Source organism: Desulfotruncus arcticus DSM 17038, assembly GCF_900113335.1.
Classification (GTDB): domain Bacteria; phylum Bacillota; class Desulfotomaculia; order Desulfotomaculales; family Desulfallaceae; genus Desulfotruncus; species Desulfotruncus arcticus.
This window is the reverse complement of the sequence record NZ_FOOX01000014.1, coordinates 115,511-137,237: the sequence shown is the minus strand read 5'-3', so window position 1 is coordinate 137,237 and position 21,727 is coordinate 115,511. Positions and strand designations below refer to the sequence as shown.

General features: G+C 48.2%; 17 protein-coding genes and 1 other annotated feature. Of the genes, 8 read left to right on the top strand and 9 right to left on the bottom strand.

Annotation, left to right across the window (positions count from 1 at the left end):
- Positions 1 to 286: 286 nt before the first annotated feature.
- From BM056_RS17875 to BM056_RS17840, 7 genes are all read left to right on the top strand, one after another.
- A complete protein-coding gene (locus tag BM056_RS17875; protein ID WP_337833523.1) occupies positions 287 to 964 on the top strand; it encodes a corrinoid protein in 678 nt (225 codons plus the stop codon).
- A gap of 103 nt (positions 965 to 1,067) precedes the next feature.
- Complete coding sequence (locus BM056_RS17870) at positions 1,068 to 3,119, top strand: sigma-54-dependent Fis family transcriptional regulator (RefSeq protein WP_238456533.1); 2,052 nt, start codon at positions 1,068 to 1,070, stop codon at positions 3,117 to 3,119.
- Positions 3,109 to 3,861, top strand: coding sequence for a cobalamin-dependent protein (locus tag BM056_RS17865; protein WP_092472940.1), 753 nt, complete (start codon positions 3,109 to 3,111; stop codon positions 3,859 to 3,861). Before BM056_RS17870 ends, BM056_RS17865 begins: the two co-directional genes overlap by 11 nt.
- A gap of 437 nt (positions 3,862 to 4,298) precedes the next feature.
- The gene (locus BM056_RS17855) at positions 4,299 to 5,672 is read left to right on the top strand and encodes a methyltransferase MtaB domain-containing protein (RefSeq protein WP_092472938.1); all 1,374 of its coding nucleotides are present in this window, start codon (positions 4,299 to 4,301) and stop codon (positions 5,670 to 5,672) included.
- 53 nt (positions 5,673 to 5,725) lie between these two features.
- Positions 5,726 to 6,475, top strand: a complete 750-nt coding sequence (locus tag BM056_RS17850) for a B12-binding domain-containing protein (RefSeq protein ID WP_092472937.1) — start codon at positions 5,726 to 5,728, stop codon at positions 6,473 to 6,475.
- 195 nt (positions 6,476 to 6,670) lie between these two features.
- Complete coding sequence (locus tag BM056_RS17845) at positions 6,671 to 7,666, top strand: CobW family GTP-binding protein (protein WP_165613592.1); 996 nt, start codon at positions 6,671 to 6,673, stop codon at positions 7,664 to 7,666.
- A 215-nt stretch (positions 7,667 to 7,881) separates the two neighbouring features.
- Positions 7,882 to 9,510, top strand: coding sequence for a methylamine methyltransferase corrinoid protein reductive activase (locus BM056_RS17840; protein ID WP_092472933.1), 1,629 nt, complete (start codon positions 7,882 to 7,884; stop codon positions 9,508 to 9,510).
- 224 nt (positions 9,511 to 9,734) lie between these two features.
- Here the strand turns inward: BM056_RS17840 and BM056_RS17835 are convergent, their stop codons facing one another.
- Positions 9,735 to 11,264, bottom strand: a complete 1,530-nt coding sequence (locus BM056_RS17835) for a L,D-transpeptidase family protein (protein ID WP_238456529.1) — start codon at positions 11,262 to 11,264, stop codon at positions 9,735 to 9,737.
- An 888-nt stretch (positions 11,265 to 12,152) separates the two neighbouring features.
- Here BM056_RS17835 and BM056_RS17830 point away from each other — a divergent pair.
- Positions 12,153 to 13,079, top strand: coding sequence for a deoxyribonuclease IV (locus BM056_RS17830; RefSeq protein ID WP_337833522.1), 927 nt, complete (start codon positions 12,153 to 12,155; stop codon positions 13,077 to 13,079).
- A 12-nt stretch (positions 13,080 to 13,091) separates the two neighbouring features.
- On the opposite strand, the gene BM056_RS17825 is transcribed toward BM056_RS17830, so the two are convergent.
- The 8 genes from BM056_RS17825 to leuB form a co-directional block, all read right to left on the bottom strand.
- Positions 13,092 to 13,790: a phosphoribosylanthranilate isomerase gene (locus tag BM056_RS17825; protein ID WP_092472929.1), complete on the bottom strand. Its 699-nt coding sequence runs from the start codon at positions 13,788 to 13,790 to the stop codon at positions 13,092 to 13,094.
- 2 nt (positions 13,791 to 13,792) lie between these two features.
- Positions 13,793 to 14,500, bottom strand: coding sequence for an indole-3-glycerol-phosphate synthase (locus tag BM056_RS17820; RefSeq protein ID WP_092472927.1), 708 nt, complete (start codon positions 14,498 to 14,500; stop codon positions 13,793 to 13,795).
- The gene (gene trpD, locus BM056_RS17815; RefSeq protein WP_092472925.1) at positions 14,500 to 15,528 is read right to left on the bottom strand and encodes an anthranilate phosphoribosyltransferase; all 1,029 of its coding nucleotides are present in this window, start codon (positions 15,526 to 15,528) and stop codon (positions 14,500 to 14,502) included. The genes BM056_RS17820 and trpD overlap by 1 nt, the downstream gene beginning before the upstream one ends.
- A 41-nt stretch (positions 15,529 to 15,569) precedes the next feature.
- Positions 15,570 to 16,352 carry a tryptophan synthase subunit alpha gene (gene trpA, locus BM056_RS17810; protein ID WP_092472923.1) on the bottom strand — a complete coding sequence of 261 codons (783 nt, stop codon included), beginning with the start codon at positions 16,350 to 16,352 and terminating at the stop codon, positions 15,570 to 15,572.
- Complete coding sequence (trpB, locus tag BM056_RS17805; RefSeq protein ID WP_092472921.1) at positions 16,345 to 17,529, bottom strand: tryptophan synthase subunit beta; 1,185 nt, start codon at positions 17,527 to 17,529, stop codon at positions 16,345 to 16,347. Before trpB ends, trpA begins: the two co-directional genes overlap by 8 nt.
- A 54-nt stretch (positions 17,530 to 17,583) precedes the next feature.
- Positions 17,584 to 17,831 (bottom strand) — a binding site (T-box leader).
- A 163-nt stretch (positions 17,832 to 17,994) separates the two neighbouring features.
- Complete coding sequence (gene larE / locus BM056_RS17800; RefSeq protein WP_092473006.1) at positions 17,995 to 18,873, bottom strand: ATP-dependent sacrificial sulfur transferase LarE; 879 nt, start codon at positions 18,871 to 18,873, stop codon at positions 17,995 to 17,997.
- A 7-nt stretch (positions 18,874 to 18,880) separates the two neighbouring features.
- Positions 18,881 to 20,500 carry a citramalate synthase gene (gene cimA, locus BM056_RS17795; protein ID WP_092472919.1) on the bottom strand — a complete coding sequence of 540 codons (1,620 nt, stop codon included), beginning with the start codon at positions 20,498 to 20,500 and terminating at the stop codon, positions 18,881 to 18,883.
- Between the two features lie 109 nt (positions 20,501 to 20,609).
- A complete protein-coding gene (gene leuB / locus BM056_RS17790; RefSeq protein ID WP_092472917.1) occupies positions 20,610 to 21,698 on the bottom strand; it encodes a 3-isopropylmalate dehydrogenase in 1,089 nt (362 codons plus the stop codon).
- Between the last annotated feature and the right edge of the window lie 29 nt (positions 21,699 to 21,727).

Sequence of the window (21,727 nt, the reverse complement as noted above, 5' to 3'; positions counted from 1 at the left end):
CCATAAGGGTAGAATATTTTTACTAAAGACCTTCATCCATATTTTAGAAAAGTTCTCATCATTAAACTTTCCCCCACATCAATCACATTAACCTTAGGCGACGATGATTAGTATGATCAACTGGTAATTTAATAAACTTGACCCCGGTGCTGCTTATGTTCCGGGGTATTCATGTCTTTAATGTGTGAACAGTGATTGCTTGGTTGGGAAAGCCGGATATAGAGCAATTTACACCGGCTCATTCTCTCAAAGCTGATGTTAAGATGACGGGGAGGGAGCATGCTCTGTGAATGGTTTATTACCCAAGGAGATGATCTGGGCCAAACTGAAAAAGGGAGTTATTATGTATGATGAAGAAATAGTTGTGCAGGCTGCCGAAAATGTTTTAAGATACGGCCTGGATATTTACGAATCAATTATGAACGGCCTGGTGCCGGGGATTGAGCAGGTCGGCAGGCTTTATGAAAGCGGGGAATATTTTGTTCCCGAAATGCTGATGTGCTCCGATGCGCTGTATGCGGGATTAAGCGTGCTGCGCCCGCACTTAAAAAAAAGCAAACCGGTCGTCAACGGGCAGATTGTTATTGGCGTAGTGCAGGGGGACATTCATGATATCGGTAAAAATATCGTCAAAATGATGTTTGATGCCGCCGGGTTTCAAGTGCATGACCTGGGGCGCGATGTGCCGCTGGATAGGTTTGTGGAAGAGCAATTACGCACCGACTCCGAAATTGTTTGCATTTCCACCTTGATGACCACCACTATGTACGGCATGGTTGAAATAATCCAAAAAATCAAGGAAAAAAACCCTTCCGTAAAAATAATGGTCGGCGGGGCCCCCCTTACTGAAGAATTGGCCCGAAAATGGGGGGCCGACGGTTACTCCCCGAACGCGCACAACGCCATTAAATATGCCATCAAAATGGTATCCTCCTTAAAAGAATTAACTAATTCAGGCAATTGATAGGCAGCCGCCAGCAGCAATAAAATTATTGCAAAATTTTTAAAATTTGGACAGCAAACACTACCTGTAAATATTAAAAAGAGAGGGAAGGTTGGTTGCTGTGATGAATCCGGATTATGAAAATTATTTTAAGGCCGGACCTGTTGAGCGCAAAATAAAAAGGATTTACCGGTCCTGGGAAAAATTTATCAATAGCTTTGAAATCGAGCCATATGTTATCAGGCCCCTGCTGGCCAATTCCTGGCACCGTTGTTTGAGGATGAAGGTGGATCCCTACGCCCCGTTGGGTGAGCTGCGCTTATTAAGCTCCCAGCAGCTTGAAAAGCGTATTAAACGCAGGAAAAAACTAATTGATGCGGCGATTCCTTTCATGTCCCAGTTGTACAGTTTTGTCAAAGGCACGGATTCCCTGGTCTGCCTGGCGGATGACCAGGGTATGATTCTTGATGTGCTAAGGGACCCGGTCATTCAACACCGCACCAAACACCTGTGCCATGATTTGGGCTCCCATTGGGGAGAAGCCATCGCCGGGACAAATTCCATCGGAACCGCCTTATTTGAAAAAAAACCGGTCCAAATAACCGCCAGCGAGCACTATTGCAAAGTCATGCATGATTTCACCACGTCCGCCGCTCCCATCTTTAGCCCCGAGCAGGAATTGCTGGGCGTATTATGCATTGTGGGTTTATACCACAATGTCCACCCGCATACTTTGGGCATGGTAGTCGCAGCGGTTAAGGCCATAGAAAATCATTTAATCAGCCAAAAAACTTCTTATGAATTATTAATTGCCTACAATAAAGTTACCGCCGCTATTGAAACCATGAATGAAGGGCTAATTGCCATTGAGGCCAATCAAAGGATAACCCAGTTAAACTCGGTGGGAGCTAAAATATTGCAGGTGGACAGAAAGGAATGCATTGGCGGTCACGCCTCGGTTATTTTTGGCAAGGAATTTCCGCTGCTGGATGTAATAACTACGGGGCGGGAGTATCTCGACCGAGAGTTTTATCTGGAAACGCCCCTGGGGGGAACGCGTTTTACCTCTACGGCCAAGCCCATAAAAGACGCCTTCGGTAATATTACGGGGATGATAGCGACATTAAAGGAAATAGATACCGTACATAAGCTGGTTCATAAAATGGTGGGAGCGCAGGCCACCATGGTATTTGACGATATTATCGGCAACGACCCGCAGCTGCATGCGCTGATCAAACGCGCCAAAAGAGTGGCCAGGAGCTGTTCGACAATTCTGCTGCTGGGGGAGAGCGGCACCGGAAAAGAAATTTTTGCCCAGGCTGTCCATAATGCCAGCGGCCGCAGCAGAGGGCCGTTTATTGTCATTAATTGCGGCGCCATTCCCAGGGATTTGGTGGAAAGCGAGCTGTTTGGCTTTGAGGATGGGGCATTTACCGGCGCCGCCCGGGGGGGAAGGCCGGGAAAATTTGAACTGGCCAGCGGGGGAACCATATTTTTGGATGAAATCGGTGATATGCCGCTCGATATCCAGACCAGCCTGTTAAGGGTTTTGCAGGAACGGCAGGTAACCAGAATCGGAGGGCAAAAAGCCATTCAGATCAATACCAGGGTAATTGCTTCCACTAATAAAAATCTGGCGGAAGAAGTGGACAAAGGTAATTTCAGGCTGGATTTATATTACAGGTTAAATGTGATTACCTTCAACCTACCCGGCCTGCGCGAGCGCTCTAAAGATATACCGTATTTAGTGCAGTACTTTGTGGAAAAGATCAGCCGCCGTTTAGGTCAGGCGGCCCCCACAATTACGCCCGAATTTTATAACTGCCTGTCCGGATACAGCTGGCCCGGGAATGTCCGGGAACTGGAAAATGTTATTGAACAGGCGCTGCACCTGGTTGAAACAAATATTCTGGTACCTGAACATTTACCGTCCCGAATATATAATCCCAATTTAATGGAGGCCGGGCAGCTTGAAAAAACGGATAAACTGAAAAATGCCGAAGCCGCTCTGATCAAAAACACTTTGGACTCCTGTCATTGGAATATTTCCAGGGCCGCAGCCATACTGGGCATCAGCCGGAATACACTTTACAGGAAAATTGCCAAATTCAGCCTGACACCTGAAAACAGCCGGGAAAAAGAGACCGTTGAAAGGAGAAAACACTATGACGGTTAAAGATTATTCCAGGATCTTTGTTCGTTATGACCTGGTTACCGAAAGTCCTTATTACTCCATCAAAAGGGTGGCCGGTGAAAATACGGCCATCCAGAAAGTTCTGGAAAGCGTTATTCTCGGCGATACGGAAAACATCGAAGAAGTTGTGAATGCCGCGCTGCGCGAGCTTGATCCGGTAGAGGTTATCTATCACGGGTTGTTAAAAGGGATGAATGAGGTTAGCAGGCTATGGGACGAGGGGATTTACTATCTGCCGCAAACTTTACTGGCTTCGGATACCATGCTGGTTGGATTGCAAATATGTGAAAACAAGCTCGGCTGCCCCGTCCGCAAACGCGGGCTGGTCGTTACCCATACGGCCGAAGGTGATATCCACGACCTCGGGCAGAAAATTGTCAATGTCTTGCTCAGAGCCAGCGGTTTTGAAGTTATCGACCTGGGTAAAGATGTACCGGTGGACCGGGTGGTTCAAGCCGTGCGGGAGCACAAGCCCGACCTGCTGTGCGGCACCGCGCACCTGACCACCACTATGGGAGTTTTTAAACAAATTTCCGACGCCTTGCAGCGGGAGGGTATTTCCGTCCCCTTTGCCTGCGGTGGCGGAGGCGGGGTAAATCTATCTTTTATCACCAGTTTTGCTTTGGGCATTTACGGCAAAGATGCTTCACTGGCGCCTAAAATGGCCAAGGACGCGCACAGCGGGATGAGCTGGGAAGCTATCAGAAAGAAATATAATGGATAAAGTGCGATGGTACACTGTGACATTATATAACACCGGCTTAAAAACCTGGATCAGGTTATTTTTTTTACTTTAAGCTGCTTTAAAGGGCACTCGGCCCGGAATAAGTTACAAAACGCAACAGTTATGATTGAACCCGGGTGGTTGTCCGGGACCGCTTAGCAAGCCGGCTAAAATTAATATTACCAGGGGTAGAACCTGTTGCAGCAACGGTTTAAGTTTTTTGAAAACACTAAATATTTGTTATCTTCCGTTTTTGGCATTAATATTGCATTTTATCATGGTGCAAAATACCTGGTTTGGATATTACATCCTGATCTTTGCGGGACCGGGTACGGATGCCAAAGCGGAGGGAGGTGCGGAACCGAATTTTTGAACGCTTGCTTGCAGGTTAAATACTGGCTCAGTTTTTTAGTTAACCAAAAGGGGGTTGGATAAATATGCCTAGATATGACCAAATGGCTTATGCCAGCGCTGCTGAAATGATCTTCGGCACAGCTAAAAATCCTGTTAGTTACGGGCGTGATTTTACCGTCGGCGGGGGATATGTATATCCCGAATTGGTGCCGCATCCCAGGCCGGGCACGGAATCAACCAAGCAGACACTGGTGAAGGAATACGAAAAAATGGTTACGGATGTTCTTGACCGTTGCGTGGCCATTGGCATCCCCGGCATTCAAATTGAGTTGGAGCACGTGTATCAAATGACCAAGAACCCCGAGTGGGGTGGCGAAATAGCCGCTGCGACCAAGCGTTTGCAGGATGACTATTTCCGGAAATACGGATTGAAAAGCGCTATCCGGGCCACGGTTGCCGATTACCGCAAACCGGACGAGGAAGATATCAGAAATTCCTTAGCCCTTGATGCAATCTTAAAAACTTTTCAAGCCAGCGCCGCCGGCGGGGCCGATAACCTTTCTATCGAATCTGTGGGCGGGAAAGAGGTTTCCGACTACACCATTGTACGCCAGGATATCCGCGGCACTTTGTTCGGCATCGGTGTGCTGGGCAGCCGGGATATGGAATTTATGTGGAAACAGGTTGTGGATATTGCCAACAAGTATAATGTGACCCCCGGTGGCGATACCAACTGCGCCCAGGCCAACGTGGCCATGTTTATGGCCGGCGGTTACCAGGACAGGTCGGTGCCGCATACCTTTGCGGCTTTAACCAGGGCGATTGCCGCCGCCCGCTCCCTGGTGGCCTATGAGCAGGGCGCGAAAGGCCCCAGCAAGGACTGCGGCTATGAAGATGTGATCATCAAGGCCATCACCGGCATCCCCATTGCCATGGAAGGGAAAACCTGTGCCTGCGCGCACAGCGATTTATTGGGCAACCTGGTCGGCGCCTGCTGCGACCTGTGGAGCAACGAGGCTGTTGAGTACCATGATATGTTCGGAGGCACTACGGTGGCTGTATTTACAGAAATTCTCGGCTATGACGTGGCCTTGATGAACGCGGCCATTGAGTTGGGCACCGCCCCGATGCTGCAGGAGATGATGGTGCAGTCGGACAAATATCGTGACACCCACGGTTTCATCCTCTGCCCCGAAAACGCCTACGAAATCGGCAAGGCGATAATTTCCAACAACACCTCTTATTACGCCAGGTCCCGTGCGGCTGCTATCAAGGCCGGCCGGTTAATGCTTGAAGACAGCAAATTACAGATGCCCGCTTTTGAAAAGGACGCTCTGGAGTCCGCCATGCGCACTCTGGAAAGTCTGCCCGACAAGGAAGAAGATTTTATCAGTGAATGCGCGGATATTTATAAAAAGCTTATCCCGGGCTTCAATCTGGCCAATTACGGTCTATAATTTTAAAGATATTATTCGGTAGTCTGACTGGGATAAATTAAGGAGGGAAAAAGATGGCAACAGTGGCGAACTATGCGAATATTTTTGTCAGATATGACCTCATTGGCGCCGGCGAAGCCAAAGGGGCCAGGGTATCCAGCAAAGACGCCGCTCTCCAGAAGGTGCTGCAATGCGTTATTGAAGGGGATGTTGACAATATTGAAACAGTGGTTGTCGAAGCCCTGGAGAGCAAAGACCCGATGACTATCATCAATGACGGTTTAATTAAAGGAATGAATGAGGTCAGCAGGTTGTGGGATGAGGGCGTATATTATCTGCCCCAGGCAATTGTGGCCTCCGACGCCATGTTGACGGGCATTGAGATTTGCGAAGAGAAACTGGGCAAAGCAATAGAAAAGAAAGGCACGGTAGTCACCCACACCGCGGAAGGGGACATTCACGACCTGGGCCAAAAAATCGTCAATGCCCTGCTGCGGGCCAATGGATACGAAGTCATCGATCTGGGCAAGGATGTTCCCGTGGATGATGTGGTGGCAGCGGTAAAAAAACACCAGCCGGTGATGGTAACCGGAACAGCTTTAATGACAACTACAATGACCGCCTTTGAAAGGATCTCCAAGCGCTTGAGCAAGGATGGGTTTACTCTGCCGTTTGTTTGCGGCGGCGGCGCTGTATCCCTGGAATATGTCACCGGTTTTGAACTGGGCGTTTATGGCAAGGATGCTTCCCAGGCCTCCGGAATGGCCAACGACGCTGTCAACGGTATGAGCTGGGGCCAGTTGAGAGAAAAGTGGAACAGTTAAGCACAAAATAAATAAGGAGTCAGAATACAGGAGTCAGGAGTCAGAATGAGAGCACGGTTTATCGCCTCTAAGCATTCTGACTCCTTAATACACAGTAGTCAGAATACAGAAGTCAGTAATCAGAATGAAAGCACGTTTATCGTCTCTATTCCGACTACTGACTCCTGACTACTGAAAATAAAGGCGGGAATGCATATGTATGTGGAAGTTATCAACGGTTTGCTGGGAGCGGGAAAAACAACCGTCCTTTTAAACATGCTGGAGCAAAAAAAGAATACGGAAAAGGTTGCCGTACTGGTTAACGAATTCGGAGAAATCGGTATCGACGGGGATCTGTTGGGCGGGCAGGGAGCCGACGTGGTGGAACTGCCCAATGGCTGCATCTGCTGTACTTTAAAAGTTAATCTGCTTAACCAAATTAAGATAATTGCTGAAGATTACCAACCTGACCGGCTTTTGATCGAGCCAACAGGTGTGGCTACGATAAAAAATTTAATGAGCATATTAAATAGCCTGAGCCTGGAAAAGTATCTGGACCGGATTATGATCCATGTAGTTGTCGACGCCAGTATATTTCGGGAAATTATCGGCCAAAACATCGGATTTGTAATCAATCAATTGGAGATGGCCCAGGTGATTATTGTAAATAAATGCGATAAAGTCAGTGCCGGTGAGCTGGCGGAGATACGGAAAATTATTCGCAGGTATAATGCTGAAGGACAAATTGTTTTAGCCGTTTATGGCCGGCCATTGGATCAAGGAATTGATTTAATTCTGCAGGAACAACATAACCGGGGACACGGCCCCATGCCTGAACATGGCGGGCAGCATGACCACCCCCATGCTCATGAGCATGAATTGCCGCTGAAAGATTACGAGCAATTCAGCAGTGCCAGCAGCCGCCTTTGCGACCTTGCGGAATTAAGGCAGTTTTTTGCGGAAATGAGCCATGGAGATTATGGATCTGTTGAGCGGGCCAAAGGAATTTTCCATGTTTCCGGGAACCAGTGGATACGTATAGACCTGGCTGCCTACCAAATCATGGAGGAGACGCCAACCAATGTTTTTACCACCAGCAAGCTAATGGTCATCGGCACCGGCCTGAAAAAAGATGCATTGGGCCACAGGTTCAACCAATGTCTTATTGCTCAGGAGTCAGGAGTCAGGAGTCAGAATAAGAGAACGGTTTAGCGGAGCCATGGGGACGGTTCGAGCGCTTTCGAAGCGCAGCGAAGGGCTGATACCTGAATAATAACGATGCGAATTTAATCTCGTTAACCGCCGCTAAGACTCCCGCCTCTACAGGCGGGAGTCTTAGCGGCGATAAACTCGAAATAAGTGCGACTAAGGTTCAGGTGGGGTCAAAACCCCACCTGAACCAAGTCTTCTTTATTGGAGGAATTAACATGGGGCAAATCGGTATTGCGCTTGATTTGGGCACCAGTGGCTTCAGAGGGCAGGCCATCGATCTGGAGAATAACGGGATAATTGCCACTGTGCTTACCGCCAGGCACCCTTTGCCGGGAGCCAATGTAATGGACCATTTAAATTTTGCCCTCGAAAGCGGCCGGGAAACGGCCCACGGCCTGGTTATCGGGACAGTCAACCAGGTCATAGCCGGCTTAAATATCCCTTTAGACAGTATTAAAAGGTTGGCGGTTTGCGGCAACCCCATTCAATTGTCCTTATTTGAAGGTATAGAAATACGGGATTTGGCTTTTGCCGGCGAGCGGAAAAAAAAGCTGCTGGGCATTGAACCACCCAACCGTGACGCCAAAATACTGCCGGCGGCGAATATTGCCGGCTTGCGGTTACCGGCGGGCGTCGAGGTTCTTATCCCGGGGGCGGTAAAACATGAAATCGGGGCCGACGCTCTGGCCATGATGGTTAAATCCAATCTTCCGGCAAGCGAAGAAATTGCTCTGGTTACGGACTACGGAACCAATGCCGAAATGGCTTTAAAGGTGGGCGACAAAATTATTACCGGCTCCTGTGCCGCCGGCCCGGCCCTGGAAGGCCAGCATATAGACTTTGGCATGCTGGCGGCCCCGGGGGCGGTTCATGACCTGACAGCCGAGAAGGCCGGGTACCGTTGTCTTGTTCTCGATAACGATATGATGAGCGTTTCCGGGAGGCTGGTTGATCTTACCGCTCCGGCAGATTTGGATCAAGCCGGAGTGCCGGCAGCCGGGATTACGGGAACGGGAGTCATATCCATTATTTACGAGGGCATGACAGCCAACCTGATTCAACTGCCCCGGATTAAAACACCCGGTCAAAAGCTGCACCTGGGCAAAAAAGTGGCTTTTTCCGAGCACGATATTGTGGAGGCGGGCAAGGCCATAGGGGCCATCAGAGCCGGTTTTATAACTCTGGCCCAAGAAGCGGGAATAGGGCTGGGGGATATAACCACCGCTTATATGGCCGGCGCCTCCGGCACTTATGTAAATGCGTGGAAGGCGTTACAGGTGGGGCTGGTGCCGCCGGGAGTCCAAAAAATATATCAGATTGGCAACACCTCCCTGTCCATGGCCAGGGACATGGTTGTTGACCCTGAAAAAATATGGGAGCTACAAAGGCTGGCCCGGCAATTGCGGGCCAATCACTGTATGTTTGGCGAATCCAGAGTGTTTGAAAGGGCTTATCTACTGGAATTATCCCTCTGGGGCGAGGGTATGCCCTGGCACCAGTACCACCGGTTCAGTAAAATGTACAAACTGCCGGAGTTGATCGAACCCAACCCAAGCCCTGAGATTAACAGGCTTTATGATCGTGATATCCCGGACCTGGGCCGGCAGGGGGTAACCTACATTGATCGTGTCGGTTACCCGTGCCGGGTTGCATTTACGGGCTGTACCGGGTGCGGTACCTGTATTGACGGGTGTCCGGAAAAAGCCCTGTCACTTTTTGAAGGAAGCGGGGCCGTATTGTCCATCCGCCCCGACCGCTGCAACGGCACGGCCTGCAAACGCTGTGAAATTAACTGCCCGGAAAAGGTATTTAAATTTAACTTAATCTCCTTTGTTACACTTTAGACCACCATGCCGCTAGCGCGGCACCATCAGAAGAGGATGAAAAAAATTTGGTTCCCGGGGTTGTCCCTCTGTAAGAGCAGCCCCCTGTGCCGTTCCGTTCCAACGTCATCATCTATCCTGTAGACGGAACGCCACAGGCAGGGGGCGTTCCCTACAATGGCGATGACACCATGAGGTGAATTTTCATTTTAGCCCCCTTGCATCCCGATAGAGATTCGTCCTCCTTATTCTTCATAACTAATAATAGGGACCCCTTCTTCTATATTATCAAAAATAGCTTTTGCCAAATGAAGTGGAGCATTTATGCATCCATGGGTTCCAGCGCTTTTATATATTTGTCCGCCAAAAGCATATCTCCAACTGGCATCATGTATTCCCACATTCCCGTAAAAAGGCATCCAATATTTTACTTCAGCTGCATAACCCGCGCCCCTTAAAGTTGTGCTTTTTTGCTTATAATTAAGCATAAAAGTTCCCGTCACGGTAGCATTCCCTCTATTGGGATTCCCTGTTACTATAGGACCCTGGGTAATAAGCTTTCCATCTTTATAAAACCATAGATGCTGTCTCGTTATATTAATTTCTACATAAGTGTTACCTATTTCGTCTTCACCCCTGGATAATGCCTTTTGAGCATATACAGGTTCTTTTTCAATTGATTCACCGCGGATTATATTTTCCAATAATGCTTCTGTTTCAGCCTCCTGATTAATTTTCCATCCATAAAGTCCGCCCTTAACTTCTATTATTTTTCCTGTGGATGTTTTAAAATTTCTTGCTATCCCAACTGTATCATATTTTCTGCTCAATTCATTTACATATTTCATAACTGCATTTTTGTTTATTACCACATCTAAATTCTCATCCACACTCAGCCATTCATTTATTTTATCTCCATCTAATATCTCATCTTCATCGCCAAATTTATAATTGATTTTTACGGCTACATACCGATTTAGTAAATCTTTGGTTTTCGGCGTTTTAGCAGAGTTTACGGTATATTTGGGATTTTCGTAGCAAAGTTTTTCATTTAAATCCATTTTTAATTCTCCATTTAATATACTCGTTTTTATAACTTCATGTAGTTTATCCTTCAATATTTTATTCCCGTACACTTCTTCAACCATTTCATAAGAACCATTTGAATACTTAAAACCAACATTTCGGGGTTCTATAATATTATTATTCAAACAATTCAAATCATTTATTTTACTATCCAAATCATCTGCATTATAAAAAAACAGATCGTTTACATAATATTTTTGACCCTTAAACAACGAGCCTAGCCATTTAAGCGCATTTTTCGTACGATATATCTCAGAAAGACTATTATCTTCATTGTATTGCATCCGTATAGCCTGCCCTGTTATTTCTTCTGTTTTGCCATCTCTTTCTATTAACTGCAGCTTATAGTCTTTGACATAACTTCTCATGATCTGATCCACATCATCATGCGCTTTAAATGAGACATTTACCCTATTTATTACTGTGTTGAAAAAGAAATGATTAACAAAATATAATGAAATAAGTAAATAAATTGAAATAATTAAAATAATATTTCGTGTAAACCTGCTCTTAAAAAGCTTATTTATATTAATATTCTTCATACTGCTTATACCTTCTATAAAGAAGACTTGGTTCAGGTGGGGTTTTGACCCCACCTGAACCTTAGTCGCACTTATTTCGAGTTTATCGCCGCTTAACTCCCGCCTGGCGGGAGTCTTAGCGGCGGTTAACGAGATAAAAATCAGCATTTTTCTGCTTAGATAATCATATGTTTGTAGTTGTGGTTTTAAAACTTAAAAAAACCAGTGGTAGCTCGGCTACGACTGGTTTTTCCTTGTCCCTGGCTTGATGTTTTCCTTTTCCGATCCTCAATTCGCTGATAGTGAAGAATAATAGCACGGATTCCAGGTTTTACATAAAAAAATATATGCGGAAAATGGTGCAATGCATCATCAGATTCCCCGGCCCTAATTTGGTACGAATAGAACAGTTCTATTCATATTCTTATAAAGAAGACTTGGTTCAGGTGGGGTTTTGACCCCACCTGAACCTTAGTCGCACTTATTTCGAGTTTATCGCCGCTAAGACTCCCGCCTGTAGAGGCGGGAGTCTTAGCGGCGGTTAACGAGATAAAAGAAAACAATAAGAAGGAATGTAAAGTTAGTTGATAAAAGTTAAAGTTAGTTTACGGCCCATTGTTAGTAAGATAAATTTACCCACTGTTTTGAAAACAACTATAAGCTGAGTAACCGGTATTGGTTTATAATGAACGAATGAAAAAATCGACTCTACCAGATCCTGTCCGACATTTCCCACATATTTGATCGCTTATTTTGTTGTGCAATCAAGTTTCATACAGAACTATGTCAAACAGGACTTTTGATAAAGAACTGCTTGGGCATAGTTATGTGACTATGCCCTTTTTATTTTGTGCAATTCGTGTTTCCACCCGATCTGTTACAAGATTGCAGTAAGCAAAGAAATTTTCTCTAACAAGGTGGAATATCTTGAATTCGGTAAGTGTATTGAATATCATCCGTATAAACTAAATCAGATCATTCAACAATATCTAGGATTATTTCGTTTGCACATAGGTTTAGAAACGACCGGGAATTTCAATGGTTTCTTGGGAAAACATGTATAAGCGCACATTATTAAATAGTGCTTGTGACGAAATTATAGGGATGGGAACATGCAATAACGCAAATAACAGGACGGAGCATGACTATATGTTGATAATAGGACCCCACATATCCACAGCAAAAGGATATGCGAAAGCTGCCAGGGACGTAATAAATATGGGAGCAAACACCTTTCAATTTTTCAGCAGGAATCCAAGAGGATCGAATTTCAGAGTTTATGAGCAAAAGGATATCGTTGAATTTCAAAATCTTAGACGAAAAAATAATTTTGGATCGATTCAAGCTCACGCATCATACACACTGAACCTTGCAAGCCCAAACAGCAAGGTGTACGATTTCAGCTGTAACGTTATAAAAGAAGATATCATGAGAATGAATGATTTGGATATCGAGTATTTTGTATTTCATCCTGGTAACCACACTGGTATTGGCATTGATGAAGGAATAAAACGGATAGCAAATGCACTGAATAATGCCTTTAATGGAAAGGAAAATATAACACTCTTGCTCGAGACCATGCCTGGAAAGGGAACTGAGCTCGGCTTCCGCTTTGAACATTTAAAAAGAGTTATAGATTTAGTTGAGTATAAAAACAAATTGGGAATATGCATGGATTTATGCCATGTGTTTTCATCCGGATATGATATAAAAGGTAACCTGGATGAAGTCTTAGAAGATTTCAATAATCAAATAGGTATAGAAAGACTAAAGACCATCCATTTGAACGATAGTATGTTCCCGCTGGGCTCCAGAAAAGATCGGCATACTCCTATTGGTAAAGGTGAAATAGGGCTAAGCGCGATTATTGATATTATGAAACATCCCAATATAAGAAATTTGCCTTTTTATATTGAGACTCCCCTGGATAATAACGGCCATGGAAGGGAGATAGAAATGATTAAAAAACTATCCGGATTATAAATTAAAACGGCATCAGCGATGCCACCTATTAAGCGGTTGAATAGATGCTAACAGCCGCGACAATAATTCAGCAGCCTTTTCTCCCGGGCTGTTCTCTATACCCGTCATGACATCGATAAAGTCTGCGCCCGTCTGCAGCAAAATATTACAAACATTACCGGCATTAATTCCACCGGCAATAATAACAGGCTTTGAAGATAAATTTATTATCTGCGAGCAGAACTTAAGATCCAGTTCGGTACCATTTGCGGATGCATTTGATGGCACACGTGAATCTGCAAGCAATCCGTAAACACTGGTCCTGCAGAGTTCCTCTATGATCGTTTCAATATCCGCAGTTCCAAATTGTGAGATGCGATCTTCCATTACTGGAGGAACTGTTTTAATAACATCAATATTCAGTTTCCGAAGTGCATCTGAAATAATTATGGTTTCCTCAAGCGTTTCTTGATAATGAAGCTGCACCATGGATGGACGCAGGTTGGCTGCCAGTTCAATTACTTTTTCGGGAGCGCCGCCGGTAACAATGCAGCTTACGTGCGGAGATTGGACTAAGTTCAACAACGGCAACGCCTCGGTGCGGCTCAAGTTCCAGGGAACCGGCAGGGGGTATTCCGTTACAAAGCCGAGAATATCCACTCCCAGCTTCATACACAATTGAACATCTTTTTCGCGTTTCAACCCGCATATTTTCACTTTGATGCTGCTCATTTTTAAACGTAATCTCCCATTCCTCTGCTGAGAGCCAGATAGCACTCACGCATGTTTTCTGCCTGCCAGATTGCTGTTCCGATAAGTACCGCATCGGCACCCGCCCGAACCGCTGCCTGGGCTTGGGCAGGGGTTTGAATGGAACTTTCACTGATCAGTATTGCATCATCTGGCTTATATTTGGCCAGTAGTTCTGTAGCCGAAACGGTTCCATCATCTCTTTCCAGCTCGAGGATATTACGATTGTTAATACCCACAAGTTTAGCGCCAATTTTTCCGGCCAAGATCAATTCTTCTTTCGTATGAGCCTCAACCAACGGCTCCAGTCCGATTTTCAACGCTTCTTCATACAGCTTCATCAGCGATGAAAACGGTTGCGTGGCGCAAATAAGCAGGATTGCCTCTGCGCCACAATCCTTAGTAATCTTCAAATCATCAACGCACGTAATAAAATCCTTACGGAGCGTAGGAAGCTTTGTTGACGTCGCAATTCGCTCCAGAAGTTCTAAAGAGCCGCCAAAGTTCTTTGATTCGGTTACAACCGACAGTGCGGGCGCACCTGCTTCAGCCAGCAGCTTAGCCACTTCCGCCGGATCTCTGCCCCGAAGGAGATCGCCCTCTTTGGGGGATGTGCACTTTATATCGGGAATGACGGGAATGAACCCCGCCTGTTTTTTTGCTCTAATCGAATCAGAAAATTTCGTATTCATTATTCTGCTCCAAATGAGTTGGACATTTCACGCAGCTGACTGAGTTTCTCTGCCGCAGCACCACTGTCTATCAGCTTGTTGGCGAGGGCTATGCCTTCCGCGAAGCCGGCTGCCTTGCCGCCGACTATCAATGCACCGGCGGCATTGAGTACAATCGCATTGCGTCTGGGTCCGGTTATTTCACCTGAGAAGACACCATGGATCGTTTTGGCGTTTTCTTCGGGAGTGCCTGTTTTAATCTCTTCAAGGGTGCAGCGCTCGATGCCGAAGTCCTCGGGCTGAATTTCATAGGTTGTGACCTCACCATCTTTCAGCTCATTAATTCTGGTTTTGCCAAGCAGGGAGATTTCATCCAGACCATCCAGGCCGTGTACAAACATGGCGTTGGTATATCCGAGCTCTTTAGCTACATAAGACACGGTATCGAGAAGCTCGGGCTTGTAAACGCCAAGGACATGCCTGGGTGCAAAAGCGGGGTTAATTAATGGACCAATGATGGTATAGAAGATGGTTTTGATACCAAGATCCGATTCCGCGGGCAGAACTTTACACATTACCGGATGGAACAAAGGTGCGTAGATGAAAGCAATACCGATTTCCTCAATCAGTTTTTCAGCCTGTGCAGGCGTAAGGTTAATGTTGACGCCCAGAGCTTCCAGTACATCTGCGCTGCCGGACAGGCTTGAAATGGAACGGCTGCCGTGCTTCGCAATGGGTATACCTGCTGCCGCAGCAACAATGGCTGTTGCGGTGGAAATATTAAAAGTGCTCAGGCCCCCGCCAGTCCCGCAGGTATCCATTAGCTCCGCTTCCACCTTGGGTTGCAGGGGAACACAGTTTTCGCGCATCGCTTTGGCGATGAAGGCTATTTCCTGCAGAGAAGCACCTTTCATCAGAAGTGCGACCTGAAAACCGGCAATCTGAACGTCGCTGACTTCATCATTGTTTATGGCTTTAATTAGTTGAAAGATCTCCTGTTCAGTCAGTTCCTGATTGTTTGTGGTTTTGTTCAAAATATTCTTATACATACTTATGTCCTCCTAAAAATGTTTTCCGTTTATGCATGATTTTATTTAAGGGCGTCTTCAATGCCTTTTTTCATACTGCGTACATATTCTGAGACGGGTTCAACACTGTCTTTGCCGAATTTTGCCACCAACTTTACAATTGCACTTCCGACAATGGCACCATCGGCCAGCTTGGCCATGCTACCGGCCTGTTCAGGTGTGGAAATACCGAAGCCGATGGCACATGGAACATCGGTAACTTCCCGAACCTTTTGCACCATTTTGCCAATGTCTGTTCTAATCTCGCTGCGTACGCCGGTCACGCCAAGGGAAGATACGCAATAAATAAACCCCTTGGCTTCTTTGGCGATCATGGTAATCCGCTCCTCCGAGGTGGGGGCGATCAGAGAAATTAAATCGATTCCGTGGAGCCCACAGACATCTGCCAATTCGTCTTTTTCCTCAAACGGCATATCAGGAACGATGATGCCATTGATGCCGCATTCGGCACATTGGCTTAAAAACTTTTCTTTCCCGTAAGTGAAAATTGGGTTGAGATAAGTCATAAACAGCAGCGGCACATCCGTTTTTTGCCGAATTCTAATGACCATATCAAAAAGCTTATCAGTAGTGCAGCCGCCCTTCAACGCACGTTCGTCTGCCTCCTGAATAACGATGCCTTCCGCAACCGGGTCGGAAAACGGTATACCGATTTCAATCAGATCAGCGCCCGCTTCCACCATAGCGAAGAGCAGTTTCTCCGTGGTTTCTATATCGGGATCGCCGCCCGTGATGAAGGGAATGAATGCTTTACGATTTGCAAAAGCCCTGGTGATTCTACTCATAAAGTGATACCCCCTTGTATCTGGCGATTGCCGCTACGTCTTTGTCACCTCGTCCCGAGAGGTTAACGACGATGATTTGGTCCTTCGCCATCGTGGGCGCCAGCTCGTTGGCGTAGGCTACGGCGTGTGCACTTTCAACGGCGGGAATAATTCCCTCGGTGCGGGAAAGATATTCAAAGGCAGCCACGGCTTCAGCGTCCGTAATTGGAACGTACTGTGCCCGGCCTGTATCTTGGAGATTTGCGTGTTCCGGGCCGATTCCCGGGTAATCGAGTCCCGCCGAGATGGAGTAAACCGGTGCGATCTGACCGTATTCATCCTGGCAGAAATAGGATTTCATGCCATGAAACACGCCGACTGTACCATTAGCAATCGTTGCCGCATTCTTTGGGTTGTCTACGCCAAGCCCGGCAGCCTCACAGCCGATAAGTTTTACTGACAGATCTTGAATAAACTCATAGAAGGCTCCCATGGCGTTGCTGCCACCGCCGACACAGGCGACAACTGCATCGGGAAGTTTTCCTTCGACCGCCATGAGTTGTTCTTTTATCTCTTGACCTATGACCTTCTGGAAATCCCGTACAATGGCCGGGAAGGGGTGCGGCCCCATGACCGAACCCAGGACATACAGCGTATCATCCATACGTGCTGTCCACTCACGCAAGGTTTCGTTGACGGCGTCTTTTAACGTCATAGTTCCGCTGGTTACCGGATGGACTTTGGCGCCCAGCAGCTCCATGCGAAATACATTCAACGCCTGACGTTCGGTGTCTTCCTTGCCCATAAAAATTTCGCATTCCATATCCATCAATGCAGCAGCCGTAGCCGTGGCAACTCCGTGTTGTCCGGCACCCGTTTCGGCGATTACACGGGTTTTTCCCATGCGTTTCGCCAGCAGCACCTGGCCCAGGACATTGTTGATTTTATGGGAGCCTGTATGGTTAAGGTCCTCCCGTTTGAGGTATATCTTTGCGCCGCCAAGATTCTGTGTCATCTTCGCCGCATAATACAGCAATGATGGCCTGCCGGCATACTTTTTCAGTAAACCCTCCAGCTCATTTTGAAAATCAGGGTCATTTTTATATAACTCGTATGCCTCTTCAAGTTCCTGAACGGCCTTCATCAATGTCTCAGGTATATATTGCCCGCCGTAATGGCCAAATCTTCCTTTTTTCATATAACCACCCCCTGGTTTACGCTGTTGAAAAATAAAAAAGCTTTTATCCCGTCTTAATAGGACAAAAGCTTATAACTTCTGCGGTACCACCTAAATTGAAGCAAATGCATCCACTCATTAGCGTACTATCATACGCTTTCCCTTGATAACGGGTGGAAATCCCGTTGGACATTACTCAGTCAAAGACCTTTCCCTCCACCTTTATGAGTCCATTCCATACCCATTACTTATTGCATTCCCACCGTCTGCAACTCTCTTAAAAGTAATCAAAAGCATGTACTCTTCTCAATCAACAGTTTTACTGTATAAATTTTACTAATGATACTGCAACTTATTCCAATTGTCAACAGGAAATTGCTCTAATAATTTCACCACTATTAGCGCAGCTTTTAAATCAAAATGCACTCCATTTTTATGAAAAACCGCAATCCGTGCACTTCCAAAAATAAGGAAAAAGATAAGAGACTATAGCACTTCGTTTAGGCTGCCGCTTCTAAAGCCGTGCAGGTCGAGCGTTACGTACTGGAAGCCCAGTTCCCTCAGTTGGTGCCTGACTTTTGCCAGCACATGCTCATCGGTGAAATCTTTAATTAAATCAGCGGGGATTTCTATCCTGGCCAGGTTTTCATGGTGTCTCAGCCTGGCCTCGGGAAAGCCCAGCCGCCTTAACAGCTCCTCCCCGCTCTCCACCTGGCGCAGCTTTTTTTCGGTTATAGCGCTGCCGTACGGGATACGGGAGCAAAGGCACGGCGCCGAGGGCCTGTCCCAGGTGGCCAGGCCAAACTCCCGCGCCAGCAGGCGGATTTCCTTTTTGGTCAGCCCCGCCTGCTGCAGCGGACTGGCCACATTAAGCTCGCGTACGGCCCGCATGCCGGGCCGGTAGTCCTTTAAATCGTCCGCGTTGGAGCCGTCCACCACCACAATTTCCGCCGGCGCTTCCTCAGCGGGACAGCTGCCTTGCAAGTCATTTGCGCCGGAGCCGCCGGCCGCCACGTATTTTGGAGCTTGAAGTGCTTCCCGCAGCTTGCCAAAGATAACTTTTTTACAGAGGTAACACCTATCGGGGGGATTGGCGCAAAAAGCGGCGTCCCGCAGCAGCTCGTCCTCTTTAATCAGCAAATGCCTGCAGTTAAAACCGGCGGCCAGTGTTTTGGCCGCCGCTATTTCATAGGTGCTGTGAAAAGGAGCGTGGATGGTCGCCGCGGTCACGTTTTCCCCGCCAACGGCGGCAACAGCGGCATACAGCAGCAGCGAGCTGTCCACACCGCCGGAAAAGGCCACCGCGATTTTCCCGCATTCCTTTAGTATCTTAGTTAATTCCCTGTACTTTTGTTGGTGTGGCATAACTATATCAACACTTGCCGCGGAAAACGCCGGTAATGGCGCCGGGGCCCGCTTCATCTTCATCCTGGTTTTCCAGCCGCAGCAGGCCGTAGGCAATGCTGTCCACCAGGGCCTGCCAGCTGGCTTCGATGATGTTGGAGCTGACCCCCACCGTACCCCAGGCACAGTGCCCGTCCCCGGTTTCCACCAGCACCCGGACGACCGCTTCGGTACCGTCCTTTTCGTCCAGTACCCGCACCTTGTAGTCGGAAAGCTGCATTTTTTCCACCTGCGGGTAGGACTCTTCCAGTGCCTTGCGTAAAGCATTGTCCAGGGCGTTGACCGGGCCGTTGCCCTCGGCGGCAGTGTGTACAACCCTCCCGTTGACGTTCATTTTAATGATAGCCTCGGAATAAACCGTTCCGTCACGCATTTCAATCAGTATTTTGAGGTTTTCCAGGGAAAATGGCTCTACATAACCGTGAAACGCCTTGCGCAGCCGCAGCTCAAAGGAACCTTCGGCGCCTTCAAACTGGTAGCCCTGGTTCTCCAGCTCCTTTAATTCCTGCAGCAGCTTTTTGTTGTCTTCTTTTTCTATGCCCAGCCCCAGGTCCAGTTCCTGGTATTTATACAGTAAATTGCTGACGCCGCTGAGTTCCGATATCAGTACCCGGCGACGATTGCCGACACGCTCGGGCTCGATATGCTCATAGGTTTGCGGGTTCTTTAACAGCGCGCTGACGTGAACCCCGCCTTTATGGGCAAAAGCGCTGCCCCCCACATAGGGCTGGTTGCTCATGGGATGCATATTAGCCAATTCACTGACGAACCGGGAAAGCTCTGTCAGTTCAACCAAACTCTTTTCCGGGATGCTCTCAACCCGGTACTTGAAAGCCAAGCTTGGGATGATGGAGATCAGGTTGGCGTTGCCGCAACGCTCACCGTAGCCGTTGATTGTGCCCTGCACCTGAACGACTCCGGCCTTTACCGCCATCAGCGAATTGGCCACGGCCAGTTCACAGTCGTTGTGGCAGTGGATGCCCAGGGGAACGTCAATTTCCCGGGCCACGTCGGAAACAACCCGGTGGATTTCGTCGGGCATCCGCCCGCCGTTGGTGTCGCATAAGATAATTCTGGCCGCCCCGCCGTCCCGGGCGGCCCGCAAAGTAGCCAGGGCGTATGCGGAATTGGCCGCATACCCGTCAAAAAAGTGCTCCGCATCATAAAACACTTCTTGGCCCTGCTGTTTTAAATAAGCAACGGTTTCCCGGATCATGCGCAGGTTTTCCTCCAGCGTCGTCTGCAGGGCATATTTAACATGAAAGTCCCAGGTTTTACCGAAAATTGTCGCCACCGCAGTGCCGGCCCGCACCAGCTGGCGCAGGTTCTCATCCCCGGCGGCTTCCACGCCGGGCCTTCTGGTGCTGCCGAAAGCCGTAACGCGGGCGTTTTTCAATTTATGCTCCTTGATTAAATCAAAGAATTGCAAATCCTTGGGATTAGAACCCGGATAGCCGCCCTCAACATAATGAAAGCCAAGCGCATCCAGTTTAAGGGCGATCTTGACCTTGTCTTTGGCCGAAAAGCTAATCCCTTCACCCTGTGTTCCATCCCGTAATGTTGTGTCGTATATCTCAACGTTCGGCAAGTCAATCTCCCCCAGCAAATTCAATGCTAAACCACGGGGACAGTTCCATCGGTCCTTCGCTGCGCTTCGGAGCCGCTCGAACCATCCCCATGGTTCCGCTACCTTTAGATTACGCTGTAGTACCGGCCTCACTGACCCTTTGGGCAATTAACCGGGACATTTCGGAGGTCCCCAGTTGGGTCATGCCGGGCTGCATAATATCAATGGTACGGTAGCCTTCTCCCAGTACGGAGCTTACCGCCCGTTCCACCAGCGCGGCCCCCTCTTCGGAGTCCAGGGAATAACGCAGCATCATCGCCACGGACATAATGGTGGCAATGGGATTGGCGATATTCTGGCCCGCTATATCGGGCGCGGAGCCGTGGATCGGCTCGTACAGCCCAACTTGGCCGCCCAGGCTGGCAGAAGGCAGCATGCCGATGGAACCGGTCAACTGCGACGCCTGGTCGCTCAGGATGTCGCCAAACATATTCTCGGTCAGCATGACATCAAATTGTTTGGGATAGCGCACCAGCTGCATGGCGCAGTTATCCACCAGTATGTGGCTCAATTCAACATCGGGGTATTCCGCAGCCAGACCGGATACTACTTCCCGCCACAGGCGCGAGCTTTCCAGCACATTGGCCTTGTCGACGGAAGTTAGCCTGCCGCTGCGCTTGCGGGCCAGCTCAAAAGCAAACCTGGCCACCCGCTCAATTTCCTCGGTGGAATACTCCAAGGTTTCAATAACCCGGAAACCTCCCTGAGGAAGCTGCTCCCGGCGTTTTTCCCCAAAATACAGGCCGCCGGTCAGTTCCCGGATGACTACCAGGTCCAACCCCTCAACCACTTCCCTTTTCAAGGTGCTGGCATCCACCAGGGAGGAAAAAACCATGGAGGGGCGGATATTGGCAAACACCGCCAGCTTTTTGCGCAGGGGCAGCAGCGCCCCCACCTCGGGCCGCAGGTGCACCGGCAGGTTATCCCATTTGGGCCCGCCAACCGCGCCCATCAGCACGGCATTGCTCGCCAGGCACTGCCGCAGCGTTGCTTCCGGCAGCGGGGTGCCGGTCTGGTCGTAGGCGTTGCCTCCAAAGGGCGCCTCGGTGATTGCAAATTCTATTCCGGTACGCTCCCGCACCGCATTCAGCACTTGTACGGCGCCGGCTATAACCTCCGGGCCGATCCCGTCGCCGGGCAGCGTTGTGATCTTATACATGAATTCAACTCCTGTTGAATTCAGGAGTC